The organism is Mesorhizobium sp. P2_F8, assembly GCF_056403655.1.
This window is the reverse complement of the sequence record NZ_JBFUFB010000009.1, coordinates 273,874-292,741: the sequence shown is the minus strand read 5'-3', so window position 1 is coordinate 292,741 and position 18,868 is coordinate 273,874. Positions and strand designations below refer to the sequence as shown.

Sequence of the window (18,868 nt, the reverse complement as noted above, 5' to 3'; positions counted from 1 at the left end):
TCCAAGGCCGAATCATAGCACGCTACGCGCGCCGCTTCGATGATTAGCGCTTCATCGGGCTGCGCGGCTCGCCATCGCGCCAATCGCCGCTGGCCCACATATGGTCGAAGGCGGCGCGGTAATCCGGAAAACGCAGGGAATAACCCGCCGCCTTGATCGCCGCGTTGGCGACACGCTTGTTCTCGCCATAGAAGGAGCGCGCCATGGGCGAAAGTTGGGCGGCGTCGAAGGGAGTTTCGGGCGGCGGTGTGATGCCCATCAGCGCCGCGGCATAGGCGACGACATCTTGCGGCGGCGCCGGCAGGTCGTCGGTGACGTTGAAGATGCCGCCGGTATTGCCGCCGATAAGCTGCCAGAGCGCGCCGGCAATGTCGTCGCAATGGATGCGGTTGAACACCTGGTCCGGCTTGACCAGCCGCCTTGCGGTGCCGTTTTGCAGATTGACCAAGGCGTTGCGACCCGGCCCGTAGATGCCCGACAGGCGCAGGATCGCCACCGGCCGGCCGATGTCGCGGCCCAATTCCAGCCAGTCCTGTTCGGCAGCCACCCGCATCACCGAGCGCTTCGACACCGGCCGGCACTCGGCCGTTTCATCGACCCAGGCGCCGTCATAATTGCCGTAGACACCGACGGTCGAGAGATAGCCGATCCATGCGAGCGCCGGCATCCCGGCCACGATCGCCGCGCGGGCGGCATTCAGCACGGGATCACCCGCCTCTTCCGGGCCGACCGAGATCAACAGATGTGTTGTCTTTCCCAGCGCATCGCCGATTTCGCCGGTCATCGCGCTGTCGAACAGCAGCGGTACGATGCCGCCCTGCCGCAGCGTCTCGAGTTTATCCGGCGAACGCGTCGTCCCGAAGATCCTGCCGGCACCCTTGTTGGCGCGCGCAAAAGCCTGGCCGGAATAGCCGGCGCCGAAGATGAATATCTGCTTTTCGCTCATGAATGCACCCTGGTTGGCCGCGCCAGACGCCATTCGTCGCACACGGCCTTGTCGTCCTCGGTTTTCAGGCCGATAGCTGCCCGTTCAGAATATTCGGCATCGGGCACCAGCCGCGCCAGCGCCCATATTGCCGCGCCCCGCACCAGCGGCGAGCCATCCGCCAGCAGCGCACGCACTGCACCGGCGAGCTCGGCATCGCCGGAATTGCCGGCGGCGATCAGCACGTTGCGGACAAAACGATCGCGGCCGACGCGTTTTATCGGCGACCCGGAGAAGAAGGCGCGGAAGGCCGTGTCGTCAAGTTGCAACAGCTGGCCAAGCGGCGGCTCGCGCAAATCGTCGCGCGCGGCAAGCTTTGCCTCTGAAGCCGCCCTGGCGAACTTGTTCCACGGGCAAGCGGCGAGGCAGTCGTCGCAGCCATAGATGCGGTTGCCGATCTTCTCGCGGAATTCATGCGGGATCGGCCCCTTGTTCTCGATGGTGAGATAGGAGATGCAGCGCCGCGCGTCGAGCCGGTAGGGCGCCGGGAAAGCATCGGTCGGGCAGGCGTCGAGGCAAGCGCGGCAGGAACCGCAATGGTCGATCTCAGCCCGGTCGGGCACGAGTTCGGCTGTGGTGAAGATCGTGCCAAGAAACAGCCAGGAGCCGTGCTCGCGGCTGACCAGGTTGGTGTGCTTGCCTTGCCAGCCGAGCCCGGCGGCCTCGGCCAACGGCTTTTCCATCACCGGCGCGGTGTCGACGAACACCTTCACGTCGCCGCCGGCGCGCGCCACGAGCTTGCCGGCGATTTCCTTCAGCCGGCCCTTCATCACCTCGTGATAGTCGCGGTTCTGCGCATAGGCCGAGATGGCGCCACGGTCGTGCTTGGCCAGCACCTCGCGCGGATCATGGTCGGGACCGTAATTCATCGCCAGCACGATGATCGAGCGCACCTTCGGCCACAGTGCCGTCGGTTCGCTGCGGCGCTCAAGCGTCTCGGCGATCCAGCCCATCGAACCGTGAAAGCCGTCGGCGACGAATTCGGCCAGGCGCGCAGGCGCGAGCGGGATCGCATCGGGTGTGGTGACGGCGACGGCATCGAAGCCGGCGCGATGCGCCTCTGCGTCGATCAGCGCGCGCAGTCTTGCGGCGTCAGAAGTCGAGGTCCGCATAATGCGACACCGGCGACAGGCCGCGCACCCGGTCGGTCAAAAGCGGCCGGAAGGAGGGCCGCGACTTCACCCGCGTGTACCATTCGCGCGCCGCGGCGTGCTCGCGCCAGTCGATCTCGCCTAGATAATCGAGCACCGACAGCGTCGCGGCGGCCGCGAGATCGGCATAGGTAACCCTGCTGCCGGCCAGCCAATGGCGGGTRCCGGCGAGCCAGTTGGTGTATTTCATGTGCTGGCGGATATTGGCGCGGGCGGCTCGGATCGCGCCCGAATCTGGCGAGCCGCCGCCCGCCGTTTCCGGCATCACCGGCTTCAGCACGCGTTCGCGCACCAGATGGCGCGTGACCTCGCTTTCGGCCTTATTGAGGTACCAGTCGATCAGCCGGCGGATTTCGGCGCGCTGCATCGGGTCCTCGGCGAACAGCCGCTTGTCGCGCTTCAAGACGCCGCGCGTCTCATCGAGATATTCCGATATGACGGTTGCGCCGACGATCGGCACGTCGCCTTCGGCCAAAAGGATCGGCAGCGTGCCGGCCGGGTTCAGCGCCAAAAACTCCTTGCGCCGCGTCCACGGCTTTTCCTCGATCAAGGCCAGCTCCTCGCCATACTCGCCGAAAGCGAGGCGGACGAAGCGACAGGTGGCGAACATGGGGTGGTGGAAAAGCGTCAGCATGGTTCCGCGATGATAAAGCGCACTGGCGAATCGCCGGTCGCACCGGTAAGTCTTGGCCGCCCGCCTAGCGGGCCGTCAGGGTGTTGCGACCTATAGGGGGACTTGCAGGCCATGACAAGCAAGCCGTTCTGTTAGCCGTCACGCCAATGCCGAGGTAGCCATGGAAAGCCAGACCATCGTCGAAGCCCTGCTGCTCGGCCTGCTGGAGGGGCTGACCGAGTTCATCCCGGTCTCGTCGACCGGCCATATCCTGCTCGCCGGCCATTTCCTCGGCTTCCATTCGACCGGCAAGGCCTTCGAGATCCTGATCCAGCTCGGCGCCATCCTGGCGATCCTGAGCGTCTATTTCCGCCGCCTGTGGCAAATGCTGCTCGACCTGCCGCATGACCGGCTGACACGACATTTCGTCATCGGCATCCTGATCGCCTTCCTGCCGGCGGCCATCATCGGCGCGCTGGCGCATGATTTCATCAAGACGGTGCTGTTCGAATCGCCAAGGCTAATCTGCATCATGCTGATCATCGGCGGCGTCGTGCTGCTGGTGGTGGACCGCATGAACCTCAAGCCAGTCTACCGCGACGTCGAGCGCTTCCCAACCCGGCTTTACCTGCAGATCGGGCTTTTCCAGTGCCTGTCGCTGATCCCCGGCACGTCGCGCTCGGGGTCGACGATCGTCGGCGCGCTGCTCTTGGGCGTCGACAAGCGGGCGGCGGCGGAGTTCTCCTTCTTCCTCGCCATCCCGACGATGGTCGGCGCCTTTGCCTTCGACCTGTTCAAGAACCGCAACGTGCTGAGCAGCGCCGACCTGCCGATCATCGCCATCGGCTTCGTCGCCGCCTTCGTCACGGCGCTCATCGTCGTGCGCTTCCTGCTCGATTACGTTTCGCGCAACGGCTACTCGCTGTTCGGCTGGTGGCGGCTGGTGGTTGGCATTGTCGGGTTGGTGGCGTTGATGATCTGGGGGTGAGGCGTGGTCCGCGAAGCGGACGGAAAGCCAATCGCTTGGCTTTCCGAACGACGAACGCCCTGAGCCTGCGAAGGGCGAGCACCGCTCCCCTCAGCTCCTTCCATAGAACGCATTCTCCACATGCACCGGCCAGCGCCAGGGCAGCACCGCGACCATGTCGAAACGCATCGACAGCCTGCCATAGTCGGGCTGGCGCGACAGCCAGATGTCGGCCGCCGCCTCGATGCGGCGCTCCGATTCATGGCCGATCGCCTCCATGGCTTCGATCAGCGTGCGGCGTGCCTTGACCTCGACAAACAGGACCAGATCGCCGCGCCGCGCGATCAGGTCGATCTCGCCGAAACGGGTGCGATGGCGGCGCGCCAGGATCCGGTAGCCCTTGAGCATCAGCGCCGCCGCCGCCAGCCATTCGCCGCGATGGCCGCGCCGATAGGCTTTTTGGCGGCTTGCGCTCGGGCGCTCAGCCACCACTCTCTCCGGCAGCATCCCTAAGCTCGAGCAGCCGCCGATAGAGCGCCTGTTTCTGGCCGCCGGTCATTTTCGCGGCTTCAGCGGCCGCCTTGGAGGCCGGCATTTCGGCAGCGAGCGACAACAGCAGGCGATCGATGTCTTCAGGCTCGTCGGCCCTGGCCTCGGCGGGACCGACGCAGACGACGATCTCGCCCTTCGGCGTATCGGCCGCCGCATAATGGTCGGCCAGCACTTGCAGCGTGCCGGTGCGCACCTCCTCGAAGGTTTTGGTCAGCTCGCGGGCAATCGCGGCCTTTCGGTCGCCGCCGAGGGCCTCGACCATGGCGCCGAGGGATTCGGCCAGCCGGCGCGGCGATTCGAAGAAGATCAGCGTCGCCGGCACGGCTTTCAGGGCTTCGAGCCGCGTCAACCGCGGCCCGGTCTTCACCGGCAAAAAGCCGGCGAACAGGAAGGCGTCCGACGGCAGGCCGGATGCGGTCAGCGCGGCAAGCGGCGCCGACGGGCCGGGGATCGGCACGACGCGAATGCCATGGTCGAGCGCCTCGCCGACCAGCCGATAGCCGGGATCTGACACTAGCGGCGTGCCGGCATCGGAAATCAGCGCCACGCTCTGTCCGGCCTGAAGTGCCGCGATCAGCTTGGGTCCGGCCTCGCCGGCATTGTGCTCATGATAGGCCGTGGTGCGGCGGCGGATGCCGTAGCGGTCGAGCAGCACGCGCGACACCCGCGTGTCTTCGCAGGCGACGATGTCGGCGGCGGCCAGCGTTTCCAGCGCGCGCAGCGTGATGTCGGCTAGATTGCCGATCGGCGTCGCCACCAGATAGAGCGCCGATTCGAGCGGCCGGGCCGCGATCTCGGTCTGCCCGACCACATAGCTGCGCTTGCCCGTTTCGCCGGTCACCGATGCATCTCCATTCGAACCCTGTTTGGCACGGCTGACGCCGGGTTGCAAAAGCTCACGCTGGGTCCGCCTGCCATTCCTTTGCCACAGTAGGGAACGAAACCGGGTTCAGCAGATTTATCCCCTGATTCCGGAGGAGGAGGACAGGATGGACAGCCTAAAAATACAGGACGCTTTCGAACCCTATTATGCCGGCCGCAAGCGCGTTGCCGCAGCCAGGGACAAGCGCCTCCCTGCCAAGACCGACACCAGCCTGACCAAGCGGACAACAAGCGCCTTGCCGACGAATGTCAGGCTTTCCGACAACAAACCAGACAGCACGACGGAGCACTGACCGAACGATGCCCAATCGCTTCGATATCTTCATCACCCGTCTTGAAACGAAAAGCGCCCGTAACGGCGTGCCGCTATCCCAAGTAGGCGACCAGCATCGCGCCCGCCGCGACAAGGACGACGCTAAGCCAGTCCGCTCCGGAGAGTCTCACGCCGAGAAGGACCGCGCCAAACACCGCCACAAGCACGACGCCTAGCGCAACAGGTAGCGACGGGTCCAGATTTCTGCCGTCGCATACCGCGGCTGGTGTTGCGGCATGGATCCTCGGGTCAAGTCCGAGGATGACGAACGCATGGTTGCGAACACTCTCCCAGGTCATTCACGCCAGATATCGTGAAACGCTCGCCTCCAGGAGGCGTATCAACACCGGGTCCATGAATTCATAGTCATCGGGGATGTCGAGGCAGATGACACGGGCCTTCTTCAGGCTGGCCTTGAATTTCTTCTGCAATTTGGCGCGGTGCGCCTTTTCCATGACAAAGATGATATCGGCCCAGGCGACGAGTTCATGCGTCAGCGGCGTTTCCGCATCGTGGTTTGTTCCGGCCGACTCAACCTCGATATCCCTGCGCTTGGAAAACACCTGCTCGGCGGTCGGGCTGCGCAAGCGGTTCTGGCTGCAGACGAAGAGCACGTTCTTCAAAGGATTAGCGCGCCAGATCCGCCACCACGGCATCGAGCACGATCATGCCGGCCGGCGTGGCGCGCAGCCGGGCGTTGCCGATCGGCGCCACCAGCCCCTCACCCTGCAGCACCGCCAACCTTGCGCTCGACAGGCCGCGCCCGGAGAACGCCTCGTAGCGGGAAAGGTCGATGCCTTCGGCCAGCCGCAGGCCCATCAGCAGGAACTCGTCGGCCTCTTCGGAGCGCGTCAGGATCTCGCCGCCGGTGACGCCATGGCCCTTGGCCTCGACCAGATTGGCCCAGGTTTCCGGCATCCGCTCGGCGATCGTCACTGTGCGGCGGCCGTTTTCGACAAAACGGCCATGCGCGCCGGGTCCGACACCGACATATTCGCCATAGCGCCAATAGGTCAGATTGTGCCGGCTTTCGGCGCCAGGCCTGGCGTGGTTTGAAATCTCGTAGGCCGGCAGGCCGTGCGCCGTGGTGATCTCCTGCGTCAGCGCATAGAGGTCGGCGGCCTGGTCATTGTCGGGGATGACGAATTTCTTTGCCGCATGCAGCGCATGGAAAGGCGTGCCTTCCTCGATGGTCAGCTGGTAGAGCGACAGATGATCCGCGGCATGGCCGATCGCCTGTTCGAGCTCGGCCTGCCAGGCGTCCGGTGTCTGGCCGGGCCGGGCATAGATCAGGTCGAAGGAGAGCCGCGGAAATATCTCGCGCGCCAGGCCGATGGCATGAAGCGCTTCCTCGACATTGTGCAGCCGGCCGAGGAAGCGCAAATCCTTGTCGTTCAGCGCCTGCACGCCGAGCGAGACGCGGTTGACGCCGGCAGCGCGATAGCCGCGAAACCGCTCGGCCTCGACCGAGGAGGGGTTGGCCTCCAACGTCACCTCGATGCCATCAGGAACGGTCCAGTTCTTCGCCACGGCGTCCAGAACCCTGGCCACTGTTTCCGGCTTCATCAGCGACGGCGTGCCGCCGCCGAGAAAAATGCTGGTCACCTCGCGCGGCCCGGTGCGCCGACGCATGGTCTCGAGCTCGGCCTCGAAAGCGCTGGCAAAGCGTTCCTGGTCGACCGGCTGGTGGCGGACATGGCTGTTGAAGTCGCAGTAAGGGCATTTGGCCGCGCAGAACGGCCAATGGATGTAGACGCCAAAACCGGGCGCCCGGTCGAGCAGCATGCTCATGCCGAGCCCAATCTCGCTTTGGCGAATTTCTGGAAAGCGCGGGCGCGGTGCGACAGCGCCGTGGGCTCGCCGGGCTTCCAGCCATGTTTTTCCTCGGCGCTCATCTCGCCGAAGGTCTTGTCGAAGCCGTTGGGCAGGAACACCGGATCGTAGCCGAAGCCAAGGTCGCCGCGCGGCGGCCAGACCAGCGTGCCTTCGGCCTCGCCGCGATAGTATTCGGCGTCACCGTCGGGAAAGGCCAGGCAGATGACGGCGACAAAGCGCCCCTTGCGCTGTTCCGGCAAGGCGGCACCGACTTCCTGCAGCGCCACTTCGGTGCGTTGCATGGCCATGGCGAAATCGCGCGATCCGTCGGGGGTTTCGGCCCAGTCGGCGGTGTAGACGCCGGGCGCGCCGTCGAGCGCGTCGACGCACAGGCCGGAATCATCCGACAGCGCCGGCAGGCCGGTGGCCTGGGCGGCGGCAAATGCCTTGATGTACGCGTTCTCCTCGAAGGTGGTGCCGGTCTCGTCCGGCTCCGGCAGGCCATAGTCCTTGGCCGATTTCGCTTCGAAGCCGAACGGCCCCATCAGGTCGGCGAACTCGCGCAGCTTGCCGACATTGTGGCTGGCGACGACGATCTTTTTTCCATCGAGCGAGTGAATGGTTGGCGAATGCATTATATGCCCCAGATCCGTGGCTCGGCGAATTCGATCGAATTGCCCGAGGGGTCGCGTATATAGATCGAACGCCCGCCTTGCGGCCATTCAAATTCGCTTTCTATGGCGATCTTCTTCGCCTCGAGATGCGCTTTCCAGCGCTCGATCTCGTCGGCGCTGGCCGCAAAACAGAGATGACCCTCGCCGACCGCGCCGTGCGGCGGCACTTTCAGTCTCGCATCGGGCGCGGGCGGCACTTTTGTCGCCTCGGCGTTGAAGATGAGCAATACGCCCGGTCCGCAGCGGAAGAAGAGGTGCCTGCCGTCGACCTTGCCGAGCATGTCGAGGCCGAGGATATCGGTGTAGAACTTCTCAGCAGCGTCGAGGTCGGTGACGTAGAGAGCCGATTCCAGGATGGCGGAGGGAATCACGTGGCGCCCCGTCTCTAAACCACCGCCATCTGCTGCAGGCTGACCAGGCGCTGGATGCCTTTCTTGGCCAGGCCCATCAGGTCGGCGAACTGGTCCTCAGAAAAGGGCTCGCCCTCGGCGGTGCCCTGGATCTCAACGATGCCGCCCTTGCCGGTCATGACGAAATTGGCGTCGGTGCCGGCCGAGGAATCCTCGAGATAGTCGAGATCGATGACCGGCTGGCCGTCATGGATGCCGCAGGAAATCGCAGCGACATGGTCCTTCAGCACCTTGGCGACGCTGGCCATCTGGCGGGCTTCCATCCAGCGCAGGCAATCATACAGCGCCACCCAGCCGCCGGTGATCGAGGCCGTACGGGTGCCGCCATCGGCCTGGATGACGTCGCAGTCGACGGTGATCTGCTGCTCGCCCAGCGCCTGCAGGTCGACCACGGCGCGCAAGGAGCGGCCGATCAGCCGCTGTATTTCCAGCGTGCGGCCGCCCTGCTTGCCGGCGGAAGCCTCGCGGCGCATGCGCTCGCCGGTCGAGCGCGGCAGCATGCCGTATTCCGCCGTGACCCAGCCCTTGCCGGAATTGCGCATCCAGCCCGGCACCTTCTCCTCGAGGCTGGCGGTGCACAGGACATGGGTGTCGCCGAACTTCACCAGGCATGAGCCTTCTGCATGCTTGGAGACGCCGCGCTCAAAGGAGATGGCGCGCATTTCGTCGAATTGGCGTTTGGAGGGGCGCATTCAGGCTTCTTTCCCGTCATTTTTCGGATTCTTGGCCGGCTTGTAACCACATGGGGCGCGTGGCGCAAAGGAAAATGGCCGGTGATCTGACTTCAGACACCCGGGTGATCTGACTTCAGCCACGTGGGTTGCGCGGACCATGGTGAAGTCTATATCCTTGGGCCGGAGGTTTTTGGCCTAATGACCAAGGCAGTTGCCGAACCCAGTCTGCTGTCGCCTGCGCTGCAGTCGCTCGACATGCGTTCGCGCGACATCTTCCGGCGCATCGTCGATTCCTACCTGAAGGACGGCGAACCCGTGGGATCACGCAGCCTGTCGCGCATCCTGCCGTCCTCACTGTCGCCCGCCACCATCCGCAACGTGATGAGCGACCTCGAGCATCTCGGCCTGATCTATGCCCCCCACATTTCCGCCGGCCGGTTGCCGACGCAGGCCGGCCTGCGCTTCTTCGTCGATGCCTTCATGGAACTCGGCGACCTCTCCGACGAGGAGCGCCGCACCATCGAGGCGCAGGTGCGCGCGTCCGGCTCGGGTGCGACGCTGGAACACATGCTGACCGAGGCCAGCCAGATGCTGTCGGGCATGTCGCGAGGCGCCGGCCTGGTGCTGGCCGCCAAGAACGAGGTGGCACTGAAGCACATCGAATTCATCCAGCTCGAGCCGACCAAGGCGCTGGCGGTGCTGGTGTCGCAAAACGGCGACGTCGAAAACCGCGTCGTCGAGTTGCCGGCCGGCATCACCGTCTCGCAGTTGCATGAAGCCTCGAATTTCCTCAACGCCCATATTCGCGGCCGCACGCTGGCCGAGGCGCGGATCGAGATTGCCCGCATCAAGGAGGAGACCAGGGCCGCGCTCGACACGCTGTCGCAAGACCTGGTCGAGAAGGGGCTGGCGGTGTGGGCCGGCGCCGAGAGCGGCCTGCCGGCGCGGCTCATCGTGCGTGGCCGCGCCAACCTGCTCGAAAACGTCACCGCCCAGGCCGACATCGAACTGTTGCGTCACCTGTTCGAGGACATGGAGACGCAGGATGGGCTGATCCAGCTGCTTGACCTGGCCGAACAGGGATCGGGCGTGCGCATCTTCATCGGTTCGGAAAACAAGCTGTTTTCGCTGTCGGGCTCGTCGCTGGTCGTCGCGCCCTATCGCGACAAGGACGCCCGCGTCGTCGGCGCACTCGGCGTCATCGGCCCGACCCGGCTCAACTATGCCCGCATCGTGCCAATGGTCGACTATACGGCGCAGCTGATTTCCCGCATGCTGCGTTGAACTGGGTAACCGAGGAGACGACGATGGCGCTCGAAGAATTCAAGGCCCGGATCAGTCTGTTGCTCGAGGAAATGGTCAACCAGCCGGAGGACCAGCACGAAATCCAGGAGCAGTTGCGCGAGAAACTGCAGGAAATGCGCGCCATGGGCCTGCCGCTGCCGGCCGATCTCGTCGCACTGGAAAAGCGCCTCGACGACGATTTCTACGCCGCCGGCACCTGAGGCTGGAGACCGTTTCACTTCAGCTCATCGTGTGAGGTGGAACCGAGGAACAAACAGGCCGTTGATTCCTTCGCGACAAGGTGGAGGACAGAATGATCCGGTTGGCTTGGTTGGCGTTTCCTGCCGCACTGTTTCTCACGACGGCTGCATTGGCCCAGCAAGCGGAGCAGCCGGTACTGAGGGGTGCCGCCGCCTTCGGCGACTGGCGTGCCGACAGGCCTGGGGTGCGCCGCCTGATCAAGCCGCAAGACCTGCCCAGGCCTTATGTCACCAAATCCGCCTCGAACGGCGCCGGCCTCGCCGACCGGCCGGCGGACGCCGAGCTGAAATTGCCGCCGGGCTTTTCGGCCGAGCTGATCGCGTCGGGCATCGACAATCCGCGCGTCGTGCGCACCGCGCCGAATGGCGACCTGTTCGTCGCCGACAGCGAAGCCAACCAGATCCGCGTCTATCGCCTTGCCGAGGGCAGCGCGAAGCCGGCGAAGGACGGCATCTTTGCCGGCGATCTCAACCAGCCCTACGGCATCGCCTTCTACCCGCCAGGCAACGACCCGCAATGGGTCTATGTCGCCAACAGTGACAGCATCGTGCGCTTTGCCTACCGCAATGGTGACCTGAAGGCGGCCAGTGATCCGGAAACCATCGTCGACAACATCCCTGCCAATCATCACTGGACCCGCGACATCGTCTTCTCGCCGGACGGCAAGACGCTCTATCTGTCGGTCGGCTCGGGATCGAACGTCGCCGAGAGCATGGCAAGGGAGCCGGATGGCGGCCTCGACGCCTGGACGAAGTCGCAGCCGCTGGGTGCTGCTTGGGGGGCCGAGGACGGCCGTGCCGACGTGCTGGCCTTCGACCCCGACGGCAAGAATGGCCGCATCGTCGCCACCGGCTTGCGCAACTGTTCGGGCATGACGGTCCAGCCGGCGACCGGGGCGCTGTGGTGCGTCGTCAACGAGCGCGATGCGCTCGGCGACAATGTGCCGTCCGAATATGCCACTGCGGTCAGGGACGGCGCGTTCTATGGCTGGCCCTGGTACTACGTCGGCAACAACGAGGATCCGCGCCACAAGGGCGAGCGCCCCGATCTGGCCGGCAAAGCGACCATTCCTGATGTGTTGTTCCAGGCGCATTCGGCGCCGCTCAACATCGCCTTTTACGATGGAAAGGACTTGCCTACCGAGTCCGGTTTTCCGGCCGAGTACAGAGGCGATGCTTTTGTGGCCCTGCACGGTTCATGGAATCGCGGCAACCGAACCGGGTATAAGGTGGTGAGGTTGCTGTTCAAGGACGGCAAGCCGACCGGCGAGTACGAGGACTTCATCACCGGCTTCGTCGTCTCCAACGGCGAGGTGTGGGGACGACCGGTCGGCGTCGCGGTGGCCCGCGACGGCGCGCTGATCGTGACCGAGGACGGCAATGGCACCATCTGGCGCGTCACCTATAGTGGCGGCCGTTCCTGACAGCGTGGTCGCACGCCGACGTGGTGCAATCGAATCCGGCTTCAGCCAATTCCCGCATGGCTGACCTTGTGTCATAGGTCGTCGGTGCAACAGCGTCGCGCAAGGCCGCAACCATGACCCTTACCGGCTTCCTCGCCTACAGTGCCGCCCTCGGCATCGCCGCCGCCATTCCCGGCCCCGGCGTCACCGCGCTCGTCGCGCGGGCGCTCGGCTCAGGCTTCCGTTCGTCGCTGGCCATGTCCTTTGGCCTGATGCTTGGCGATCTCACCTATCTGACCGCCGTGGTGCTGGGCCTCGCCTTCGTCGCGCAGACCTTCGGCATGGTGTTTCTCGCCATCAAATGGCTTGGCGTCGCCTACCTCGCCTTCCTCGGCTGGCGCTTCTGGACCAGCGGCATCACGCCCGAAACGGTCGAGGCGAAGAAGGGCAAGGGCGGGTTGGTTTCGAGCTTCCTCGCCGGCCTCACGGTCACGCTCGGCAATCCGAAGACGATGATCTTCTACCTCGCCATCACGCCGACCATCGTCGACCTGAAGACCATCACGCTGGCCGATTACGGCATTCTCGTCGCGCTGACGATCGTCGTGCTTTTGGTGGTGCTGGTGCCTTACCTGGCGCTGGCGGCCAAGGCGCGCTGGTTCCTGAAATCGCCGCGCGCGCTCAAGGCGCTGAACCGCACCGCCGCCGGATTCATGGTCGGCGCCGCGGCGGCGATTGCCGCCCGTCAATAGGCCCCTTTCAGCCAAACCATCCCAGGGACAGGCCTTTCCAGGAAACGCTTTTCCGTGAGCCCTATGTTTTAGACATGGGGCCCACTCGATATTTTCGGCCGACAGTCTATCTTGCGCGACCGAAGGTCCTATCTTGGCGGTTGCAGTGCCACTTGCCTGAAGTCCTCCACTTGCCTGAAAATCTCACTTGCCTGAAGTTCTGGGAGCGAAACCAATGAACAAGCCCGTCACCCCTGCTCGCGTGCCCGGTCGCGGCCGCGTCTACGATTCCATCACCGACACGATCGGCGACACGCCGCTGGTGCGGCTCGATAAATTCGCCAAGGAAAAGGGCATCGTCGCCAATCTCATCGCCAAGCTCGAATTCTTCAATCCGATCGCCTCGGTCAAGGATCGCATCGGCGTGGCGATGATCGAGTCGCTGGAGGCCGCCGGAAAGATTTCTCCCGGCAAGACCACGCTGATCGAGCCGACGTCGGGCAACACCGGCATCGCGCTTGCCTTCGCCGCGGCCGCCAAGGGCTACAAGCTGATCCTGACGATGCCGGAAACGATGTCGATCGAGCGCAGGAAGATGCTGGCGCTGCTCGGCGCCGAGCTGGTGCTGACCGAGGGACCGAAAGGCATGAAGGGGGCCATCGCCAAGGCCGACGAGCTGGCGGCGACGATTCCCAATGCCATCATCCCTCAGCAGTTCGAAAACCCCGCCAACCCGGAAATCCATCGCACGACGACGGCCGAGGAAATCTGGAACGATACGCATGGCGACGTCGATATCTTCGTCGCCGGCATCGGTACTGGCGGCACCATCACCGGCGTGGGCCAGGTGCTGAAGAAGCGCAAGCCCTCGGTGCATGTCGTTGCCGTCGAGCCGGAATCCTCACCGGTGCTGTCGGGTGGCCAGCCCGGCCCGCACAAGATCCAGGGCATCGGCGCCGGATTTGCGCCAAAAATCCTCGACACCACGATCTATGACGAGATCGTCAAGGTCTCGAACGAGGATTCGGTCGCCAATGCCCGCCTCGTCGCCCGCCTCGAAGGCGTGCCGGTCGGCATCTCGTCGGGCGCCGCCCTGCAGGCGGCGATTGTCGTCGGCTCGCGGCCGGAGAACAAGGGCAAGAACCTCGTCGTGGTCATCCCGTCCTTCGCCGAACGCTATCTGTCGACGATCCTGTTCGAGGGGTTGGGGGCGTAGGGTCCCCACGGCGGAGGTTGACCGCGGCATTCCTCCCTTCGTCATCCTAGGGCGGAGCGACGCGACGCGGCGCGCAGACCCGAGGATCCATGCCGCGACGGCGGCGGGGGAATGCCGCGGTGCAAGATGAGGGCCATCCGCACCGTCGCGACGCTGAAATGTCACGGCATGGATCCTCGGGTCTGCGCTGCGTCGCTTCGCTCCTTGCTCCGCCCGTGGATGACGAAGCGAGGGCTCATCACCAATCTCGCAGATCTGCAATGCCACTTGGACATTGGTTGACGACGCTTCAACTAGCGATCGCAGCCCGCTGGCCCCCCGAAAAAACCTCTGGTGGCGGCCGGTACCGGCTTGAGCAGAACCTGCTTCCCGTGCAAATCGTCACCGGCCTGCTTTGCGCAGGCCGGGGAGAAATTTCATGTACAAGCTCTATACCCGTCCGGGCAGCGGCGGCTTCGTCGTCGAGGCGGCRCTGGCGCTGGCGAACGCGCCGTTCGAGCAGGTCGACGTGCCGAAGACGGACAGGCCCGATCCGGCATTTGTCGAAATCAGTCCCTTGAACCAGGTTCCGGCGCTGACCTTGCCGGACGGCAGCTCGATGACCGAATCGGCGGCGATCTGCATCCTGCTTGCCGAGCGTCACCCCGATGCCGGCCTGGCGCCGGCGGTCGACGCGCCGGCCCGCGCTGACTTCCTGCGCTGGATGGCCTTCATGTCGTCCGTGCTCTATCCGGCAATCCTGCGGCTCTACTACGCCCATCGCTATACGACCGATGCCGAAGGCACGAAGGCCGTCAAGCAAGCGGCCATCGCCGAAATGGATCGCGGCTTCACCGTCCTCGATGCAGCGCTCAAGGGCCGCGACTGGCTGGTGGGCGACCGCATGTCGGTGGCCGACATTTACCTCGTCATGCTGGTGGCCTGGCATCCCGACCCCGACAGGGCTCGCGCGGCGTGGCCGAATGTGGAACGCCTGTGGGCCGGACTGCGCGAACATCCGCTGATGAAGACGCTCAACACGTCACATGAGATGTGGCCGGCCTGAACGACTGCCGACGGCGAGGCTTAGTGTCTGAGGGCTGCCCGTTTTCCCTGCAGGAACCGGCGCACCGCCGGGTCGCGCTCAAGGCCGATCGCCCGGTCATAGGCCTCGATCGCCTGCGGCACCTGACCGAGCCTGGACAGGAGACCGGCACGCGCCGCCCAATAAGGCTGATAGTCGTTGAGCCGCTTGTCGTCGCCCAACACATAAAGAGCCGCCAGCCCCGCCACAGCGCCTTCAGCCTCCGCGATCGCCACCGCGCGGTTGATCGCCACCACCGGCGATCCGACGATCACTGACAGCGCATCGTAGAAATTGCGGATCGCGGCCCAGTCGGTCAGGCCGGTCAGCCGTCGCGCCGCATGGACGGATTGTACGGCCGCTTCGAGCTGGTAACGGCCTATGACGCCCATGGTGGCGGCGCGGCGGAGCAGGGATTCCGCTTCCTCGATCAAGGCGGCGTCCCATTCCGCGCACTTCTGCTCGGCGAGCGGCACATACTCTCCGGCCGCATCGCGCCGCGCCGGGCGGCGTGCCTCGGCAAACAGCATCAGCGAAAGCAGGCCGAGCGCCTCCGGCTCATCCGGCATCAGCGAAGCCACCAACCGGCCGAGCCAGATGCCTTCTGTCGCCAGGTTGCGACGTTGCGTTTCGGTGCCTGCCGGATCGGACCAGCCTTCGGCGAAGGCGGCGTAGATGGCTTCCAGGACCGCGTCCAGCCGCTCGCCGAGTTCGGCCCGTTCAGGCACTCGGAACGGAATGCCGGTTTCCCGGATGCGGGTCTTGGCGCGCACGAGCCGCTGGCCCATGGTTGCAGGCGAGACCAGGAAGGCAGAGGCGATGGTGGCGGCGTCCAACCCCAGGACCGTCTGCAGGATCAGCGGCGCCCGCACACCCGATTCGATCGCCGGATGCGCGCAAGCAAACATCAGCCGCAGCCGTTCGTCGGGCAGCTCTTCGTCGGTCATGCGCGCTTCCGCCTCCTCGGCAATCAGCTTGAGATGATCGCGGCCGGCCTCGCTGGTCAGCCGGCGCCGCACTGCATCGACACGCCGGCGCCTTGCCACGGCCAGCAGCCAGGCTTCCGGCTTTTCAGGCACGCCGGTTCGCGGCCAGTGTTCGAGCGCTGCGGCAAAGGCATCGGCCAGCGCATCCTCGGCCGCAGCCACGTCGCGCGAGCGCGCCGCGAGCCAGGCGACCAGCTTGCCGTAGCTCTGCCGGGCGGCGGCCTCGGCGACCGCCCGGGCGGCGTCTGACCCGACAGCCTTCATGCAGCGTATGTTGTCATGTATTCGGCCATCGGCCAGATCGGCCGCACTTCCATTGTGCCGGCGCTGGCACCGGGACAGCGTGCCGCCCACGAAATCGCCGCGTCCATGTCGGGCACCTCGATCAAATAGTAGCCGCCGAGTTGCTCCTTGGTATCGGCATAGGGGCCGTCAATCACATTGGTCTTGCCGTTGGCCACCCGTACGGTGGTTGCTATCTTCGTTGGTTTCAATCGCTCACCGGCCACGAACACACCGGCCTTCTTCATCGCTTCGGTATAGGCGCCATAAGCGGCGCTCATCTGGGTGATCGCCTCCTTGGGCGCGGCCGCCATTCCGGCTTCGCTGGAATAGATAAGAAGCAGATACTGCATGATCATCTCCCGTGGTTTCGAAGGCCGCGTCATTGCGAGCCGGACGTATGTCGCGCGGCATCGCCCGATTTCGACAGGCGGCGGAAAAAACTTTCGGCTGCGGCGGCTTTTTGCGCAAGCCGCCAACTGTTTTGTGATCGCCCGCACCCATGGAGGTGCCGTAACCGACAATGAGACGCCTCATTCGCTGCTTCCAGAGCCGCGCTTTCAGCCCAGGAACCGCTCGCGCAGTTCGGCAGGAGGAATGCCGCAACTGTCTTTCCTGCCGAACAGGGCGTAGCGATTTTCGGCGATGCGGTCGTAAAGCCAGTTGCGCAGCGGGCGCGGCAGCAGCAACAGGACCTTGGCCGCCCGCCACGGCCAGCCGAGCTCCGCCATGACGGCAACGAAGCTGTCTAGCTGCGTGAAGGCGATGCCGTCGATCAGAACGAGATTGGTCTCATAGGAATCCGTGCGCAGCCCGTGTTGCCTGAACAGCGCTTCTCCGAACGGCGACTGCGCGGTGGCGAAGCGGAAGCGGCCTTGACGGTCGAGCCTGACCACCATGCGCACGAAGCCGGAGCACAGCACGCAGACGCCGTCGAAGACGATCAACGGATGGCTGCGATCAAGGGGGGCGGAGAGACGGGTGGACTTGGGTCGACTTGAATGGGGCCGACTTGGACAGGAAGGGTCGGTCACGTGGGCCTCGGCTGCTTATGCCCTAGGACACTAAGTCAGCCGGAGGCGGTATCAAAGCCGAGGCGATGTCGCACGCCGCCTGTCGGCGAGAGCGGGACGCTCGGCGCGATAGGTGGTGGCGCGGGATTCGGCGGCCGGCCGGCAGATCCGGCTGTCGTGGCGGCTCTCGAAGGTCATGGTCAGCGCGTGCTCAACGAATTGCCGCGACGGGCGCTGGCCGGGCCGGGGCCGCGCATGTAGTAGCGCTCCGGCCGATAGGTCGGCGCAACGAATTCGCGGATGGCGGCGGCATAGCCGATGAGGTGCGTGAGGAAGTTCATTTTACCTGTCCCTGTCCCGATTTTCGGATGTCCCTTCCGAATTGCGGGCAACATAGCGTCGAGGCGTGAATAGTCGGTGAACACGATGTTAATATCTGGTCGAAAAGGCCTTGGTTCGTGGCCGGAATGCGGCTGATTCGGGGTCTTTCCGTGTGGTCCGTCGACATTTCGGCCAATGTGACTTTTGCATCACATATGTTTCGTTTGAATGTCGCCTGCGCGCGGTTCTGTTTCAATTCTTGCCGCGCTGGCGAAATTTCCTTGCTGGCCGACGCAGCCCCGGAAATCCCAGCCTCGCATCCCGACAGGGATCGGTGACGGAACTGGAACAGGCTCCAGTCGTTCTGGATTTCGAGACCTGTTGCGAAGGGAATTGTCATGGCGCCGCGTCCGGCCTGGAAGGGTTATCTGAAGCTGTCGTTGGTCACCTGTGCCGTCGAATTGACCAACGTCGTCACTCACGCCGAGAAAGTCTCGTTCCGGGTGCTGAACCGCAAGACCGGCAACACCGTGAAGCGCATCTATGTCGACGCAGAAAATGGCAAGCCGTTGCGCGAGGGGGATGAGATCAAGGGCTATGAAGTCAATGACGGCGACTTCGTCCGCATCGAGGAAGACGAGATCGAGGCGGTGCAGATCGAGTCCTCGCACACGATGGCGCTCGACGGTTTCGTCGACAAATCCTCGATCCAGCAGATCTATCTCGACACCCCCTACTATGTGACGCCGGCCGACAAGGTGTCGGAAGAGGCTTTTGCCGTCATCCGCGATGCGATGGCGGACAAGAAGATGGCCGGGCTGGCGCGCATCGTGCTTTACAACCGCGAACGCCCGGTGGTGATCGAACCGCGCGGCATGGGCATGGTGCTGACGACGCTGCGCTACGACGACACGGTGCGCGAACCGGACTCCGTCTTCGGCGACATCAAGGATGTGAAGAGCAACCCGGAGATGACCGATCTAGCCGAACGGATCATCGACAAGAAGAAGGCGAAGTTCGATCCCTCGCAGTTCGAGGACAAATATGAGAACGCGTTGCTGGAGTTGATCCGGGCCAGGAAGGCCGGCAGGAAGGCGCCGAAGGCCAAGGCAGAGCCCAAGCCGTCAAACGTCGTCAATCTGTTCGACGCGCTGAAGAAGAGCCTGTCTTCGGATGCCGTTGCATCGGAGGCTTCCACGCCGGCAAAAGCAAAACCCGCGGCCAGACGCACCAAGCCGAAAGCCGGAGCGTCCAAGCGCAAATCGGCCTGAGG

The 18,868-nt window shown here is 64.5% G+C and carries 24 protein-coding genes; 10 read left to right on the top strand and 14 right to left on the bottom strand.

Annotated elements, in window-relative coordinates; translation table 11 throughout:
* Positions 1-43: 43 nt before the first annotated feature.
* The 3 genes from AC1DZP_RS23230 to AC1DZP_RS23220 are packed head-to-tail and all read right to left on the bottom strand — an operon-like array spanning position 44 to position 2,770.
* Positions 44-946, bottom strand: coding sequence for an SDR family oxidoreductase (locus tag AC1DZP_RS23230; protein WP_477305643.1), 903 nt, complete (start codon positions 944-946; stop codon positions 44-46).
* Positions 943-2,097, bottom strand: coding sequence for a tRNA epoxyqueuosine(34) reductase QueG (queG, locus tag AC1DZP_RS23225; RefSeq protein WP_477305641.1), 1,155 nt, complete (start codon positions 2,095-2,097; stop codon positions 943-945). Before queG ends, AC1DZP_RS23230 begins: the two co-directional genes overlap by 4 nt.
* Positions 2,078-2,770: a glutathione S-transferase family protein gene (locus AC1DZP_RS23220; protein ID WP_109667600.1), complete on the bottom strand. Its 693-nt coding sequence runs from the start codon at positions 2,768-2,770 to the stop codon at positions 2,078-2,080. The genes queG and AC1DZP_RS23220 overlap by 20 nt, the downstream gene beginning before the upstream one ends.
* Positions 2,771-2,930: 160 nt before the next feature.
* Between AC1DZP_RS23220 and AC1DZP_RS23215 the strand changes: the two genes are divergently transcribed.
* Positions 2,931-3,737: an undecaprenyl-diphosphate phosphatase gene (locus AC1DZP_RS23215; protein ID WP_477305639.1), complete on the top strand. Its 807-nt coding sequence runs from the start codon at positions 2,931-2,933 to the stop codon at positions 3,735-3,737.
* 90 nt (positions 3,738-3,827) lie between these two features.
* Here AC1DZP_RS23215 and AC1DZP_RS23210 read toward each other — a convergent pair whose 3' ends face one another.
* Positions 3,828-4,205 carry a YraN family protein gene (locus tag AC1DZP_RS23210; RefSeq protein WP_477305638.1) on the bottom strand — a complete coding sequence of 126 codons (378 nt, stop codon included), beginning with the start codon at positions 4,203-4,205 and terminating at the stop codon, positions 3,828-3,830.
* Positions 4,198-5,109, bottom strand: a complete 912-nt coding sequence (gene rsmI, locus AC1DZP_RS23205; RefSeq protein WP_477305636.1) for a 16S rRNA (cytidine(1402)-2'-O)-methyltransferase — start codon at positions 5,107-5,109, stop codon at positions 4,198-4,200. The genes AC1DZP_RS23210 and rsmI overlap by 8 nt, the downstream gene beginning before the upstream one ends.
* Positions 5,110-5,257: 148 nt before the next feature.
* Here rsmI and AC1DZP_RS23200 point away from each other — a divergent pair, with 148 nt between their 5' ends.
* Positions 5,258-5,443, top strand: coding sequence for a hypothetical protein (locus tag AC1DZP_RS23200; RefSeq protein WP_095083758.1), 186 nt, complete (start codon positions 5,258-5,260; stop codon positions 5,441-5,443).
* Between the two features lie 7 nt (positions 5,444-5,450).
* Positions 5,451-5,639, top strand: coding sequence for a hypothetical protein (locus AC1DZP_RS23195; RefSeq protein WP_477305634.1), 189 nt, complete (start codon positions 5,451-5,453; stop codon positions 5,637-5,639).
* Between the two features lie 123 nt (positions 5,640-5,762).
* Here the strand turns inward: AC1DZP_RS23195 and AC1DZP_RS23190 are convergent, their stop codons facing one another.
* The 5 genes from AC1DZP_RS23190 to rph are packed head-to-tail and all read right to left on the bottom strand — an operon-like array spanning position 5,763 to position 9,054.
* Entirely contained in the window at positions 5,763-6,086 is a 324-nt protein-coding gene (locus tag AC1DZP_RS23190) for a low molecular weight protein tyrosine phosphatase family protein (RefSeq protein WP_477305632.1), read from the bottom strand.
* 4 nt (positions 6,087-6,090) lie between these two features.
* Entirely contained in the window at positions 6,091-7,254 is a 1,164-nt protein-coding gene (hemW, locus tag AC1DZP_RS23185) for a radical SAM family heme chaperone HemW (protein ID WP_477305630.1), read from the bottom strand.
* On the bottom strand, positions 7,251-7,898 hold the full coding sequence (gene rdgB, locus AC1DZP_RS23180; protein ID WP_477305708.1) for an RdgB/HAM1 family non-canonical purine NTP pyrophosphatase: 648 nt from the start codon (positions 7,896-7,898) through the stop codon (positions 7,251-7,253). Before rdgB ends, hemW begins: the two co-directional genes overlap by 4 nt.
* 14 nt (positions 7,899-7,912) lie before the next feature.
* On the bottom strand, positions 7,913-8,323 hold the full coding sequence (locus AC1DZP_RS23175; RefSeq protein ID WP_477305628.1) for a VOC family protein: 411 nt from the start codon (positions 8,321-8,323) through the stop codon (positions 7,913-7,915).
* A gap of 14 nt (positions 8,324-8,337) precedes the next feature.
* A complete protein-coding gene (rph, locus tag AC1DZP_RS23170; protein WP_095083768.1) occupies positions 8,338-9,054 on the bottom strand; it encodes a ribonuclease PH in 717 nt (238 codons plus the stop codon).
* Positions 9,055-9,234: 180 nt separating this feature from the next.
* Here rph and hrcA point away from each other — a divergent pair, with 180 nt between their 5' ends.
* The 6 genes from hrcA (at position 9,235) to AC1DZP_RS23140 (ending at position 14,975) form a co-directional block, all read left to right on the top strand.
* Positions 9,235-10,320 (top strand): heat-inducible transcriptional repressor HrcA, encoded by a 1,086-nt coding sequence (hrcA, locus tag AC1DZP_RS23165; RefSeq protein WP_095083770.1) that lies wholly within the window; start codon positions 9,235-9,237, stop codon positions 10,318-10,320.
* A gap of 23 nt (positions 10,321-10,343) precedes the next feature.
* Positions 10,344-10,541 (top strand): hypothetical protein, encoded by a 198-nt coding sequence (locus AC1DZP_RS23160; protein ID WP_095084361.1) that lies wholly within the window; start codon positions 10,344-10,346, stop codon positions 10,539-10,541.
* Positions 10,542-10,633: 92 nt separating this feature from the next.
* Entirely contained in the window at positions 10,634-12,004 is a 1,371-nt protein-coding gene (locus AC1DZP_RS23155; RefSeq protein ID WP_477305626.1) for a PQQ-dependent sugar dehydrogenase, read from the top strand.
* Positions 12,005-12,117: 113 nt separating this feature from the next.
* Positions 12,118-12,735 carry a LysE family translocator gene (locus tag AC1DZP_RS23150; protein ID WP_095083777.1) on the top strand — a complete coding sequence of 206 codons (618 nt, stop codon included), beginning with the start codon at positions 12,118-12,120 and terminating at the stop codon, positions 12,733-12,735.
* Positions 12,736-12,949: 214 nt separating this feature from the next.
* Positions 12,950-13,930: a cysteine synthase A gene (cysK, locus tag AC1DZP_RS23145; protein WP_477305624.1), complete on the top strand. Its 981-nt coding sequence runs from the start codon at positions 12,950-12,952 to the stop codon at positions 13,928-13,930.
* Between the two features lie 418 nt (positions 13,931-14,348).
* Positions 14,349-14,975 carry a glutathione S-transferase family protein gene (locus tag AC1DZP_RS23140; RefSeq protein ID WP_477305622.1) on the top strand — a complete coding sequence of 209 codons (627 nt, stop codon included), beginning with the start codon at positions 14,349-14,351 and terminating at the stop codon, positions 14,973-14,975.
* A 20-nt stretch (positions 14,976-14,995) separates the two neighbouring features.
* Here AC1DZP_RS23140 and AC1DZP_RS23135 read toward each other — a convergent pair whose 3' ends face one another.
* The 4 genes from AC1DZP_RS23135 to AC1DZP_RS23120 all read right to left on the bottom strand — a co-directional run bounded on the left by AC1DZP_RS23135 (position 14,996) and on the right by AC1DZP_RS23120 (position 17,615).
* Positions 14,996-16,243: an RNA polymerase sigma factor gene (locus AC1DZP_RS23135; RefSeq protein ID WP_477305620.1), complete on the bottom strand. Its 1,248-nt coding sequence runs from the start codon at positions 16,241-16,243 to the stop codon at positions 14,996-14,998.
* Entirely contained in the window at positions 16,240-16,614 is a 375-nt protein-coding gene (locus tag AC1DZP_RS23130; protein WP_477224856.1) for a YciI family protein, read from the bottom strand. The genes AC1DZP_RS23135 and AC1DZP_RS23130 overlap by 4 nt, the downstream gene beginning before the upstream one ends.
* A 207-nt stretch (positions 16,615-16,821) precedes the next feature.
* Positions 16,822-17,208 (bottom strand): thiol-disulfide oxidoreductase DCC family protein, encoded by a 387-nt coding sequence (locus AC1DZP_RS23125; protein WP_095083790.1) that lies wholly within the window; start codon positions 17,206-17,208, stop codon positions 16,822-16,824.
* A gap of 266 nt (positions 17,209-17,474) precedes the next feature.
* Positions 17,475-17,615, bottom strand: coding sequence for a hypothetical protein (locus AC1DZP_RS23120; protein WP_477305618.1), 141 nt, complete (start codon positions 17,613-17,615; stop codon positions 17,475-17,477).
* Positions 17,616-17,993: 378 nt separating this feature from the next.
* On the opposite strand from AC1DZP_RS23120, the gene ku reads away from it, so the two are divergent.
* Positions 17,994-18,866 (top strand): non-homologous end joining protein Ku, encoded by an 873-nt coding sequence (ku, locus tag AC1DZP_RS23115; RefSeq protein ID WP_477305616.1) that lies wholly within the window; start codon positions 17,994-17,996, stop codon positions 18,864-18,866.
* The last annotated feature ends 2 nt before the right edge of the window (positions 18,867-18,868 follow it).

Bases quoted from the DNA above. Each gene is read 5' to 3' on its own strand.
- rph (WP_095083768.1), bottom strand. From the start codon at position 9,054: ATGCGCCCCTCCAAACGCCAATTCGACGAAATGCGCGCCATCTCCTTT.
- AC1DZP_RS23130 (WP_477224856.1), bottom strand. From the start codon at position 16,614: ATGCAGTATCTGCTTCTTATCTATTCCAGCGAAGCCGGAATGGCGGCC.
- cysK (WP_477305624.1), top strand. From the start codon at position 12,950: ATGAACAAGCCCGTCACCCCTGCTCGCGTGCCCGGTCGCGGCCGCGTC.
- AC1DZP_RS23135 (WP_477305620.1), bottom strand. From the start codon at position 16,243: ATGAAGGCTGTCGGGTCAGACGCCGCCCGGGCGGTCGCCGAGGCCGCC.
- AC1DZP_RS23215 (WP_477305639.1), top strand. From the start codon at position 2,931: ATGGAAAGCCAGACCATCGTCGAAGCCCTGCTGCTCGGCCTGCTGGAG.
- AC1DZP_RS23200 (WP_095083758.1), top strand. From the start codon at position 5,258: ATGGACAGCCTAAAAATACAGGACGCTTTCGAACCCTATTATGCCGGC.
- hemW (WP_477305630.1), bottom strand. From the start codon at position 7,254: ATGAGCATGCTGCTCGACCGGGCGCCCGGTTTTGGCGTCTACATCCAT.
- AC1DZP_RS23195 (WP_477305634.1), top strand. From the start codon at position 5,451: ATGCCCAATCGCTTCGATATCTTCATCACCCGTCTTGAAACGAAAAGC.
- AC1DZP_RS23120 (WP_477305618.1), bottom strand. From the start codon at position 17,615: ATGAACTTCCTCACGCACCTCATCGGCTATGCCGCCGCCATCCGCGAA.
- queG (WP_477305641.1), bottom strand. From the start codon at position 2,097: ATGCGGACCTCGACTTCTGACGCCGCAAGACTGCGCGCGCTGATCGAC.
- hrcA (WP_095083770.1), top strand. From the start codon at position 9,235: ATGACCAAGGCAGTTGCCGAACCCAGTCTGCTGTCGCCTGCGCTGCAG.
- ku (WP_477305616.1), top strand. From the start codon at position 17,994: ATGGCGCCGCGTCCGGCCTGGAAGGGTTATCTGAAGCTGTCGTTGGTC.
- AC1DZP_RS23155 (WP_477305626.1), top strand. From the start codon at position 10,634: ATGATCCGGTTGGCTTGGTTGGCGTTTCCTGCCGCACTGTTTCTCACG.
- AC1DZP_RS23230 (WP_477305643.1), bottom strand. From the start codon at position 946: ATGAGCGAAAAGCAGATATTCATCTTCGGCGCCGGCTATTCCGGCCAG.
- AC1DZP_RS23150 (WP_095083777.1), top strand. From the start codon at position 12,118: ATGACCCTTACCGGCTTCCTCGCCTACAGTGCCGCCCTCGGCATCGCC.
- AC1DZP_RS23160 (WP_095084361.1), top strand. From the start codon at position 10,344: ATGGCGCTCGAAGAATTCAAGGCCCGGATCAGTCTGTTGCTCGAGGAA.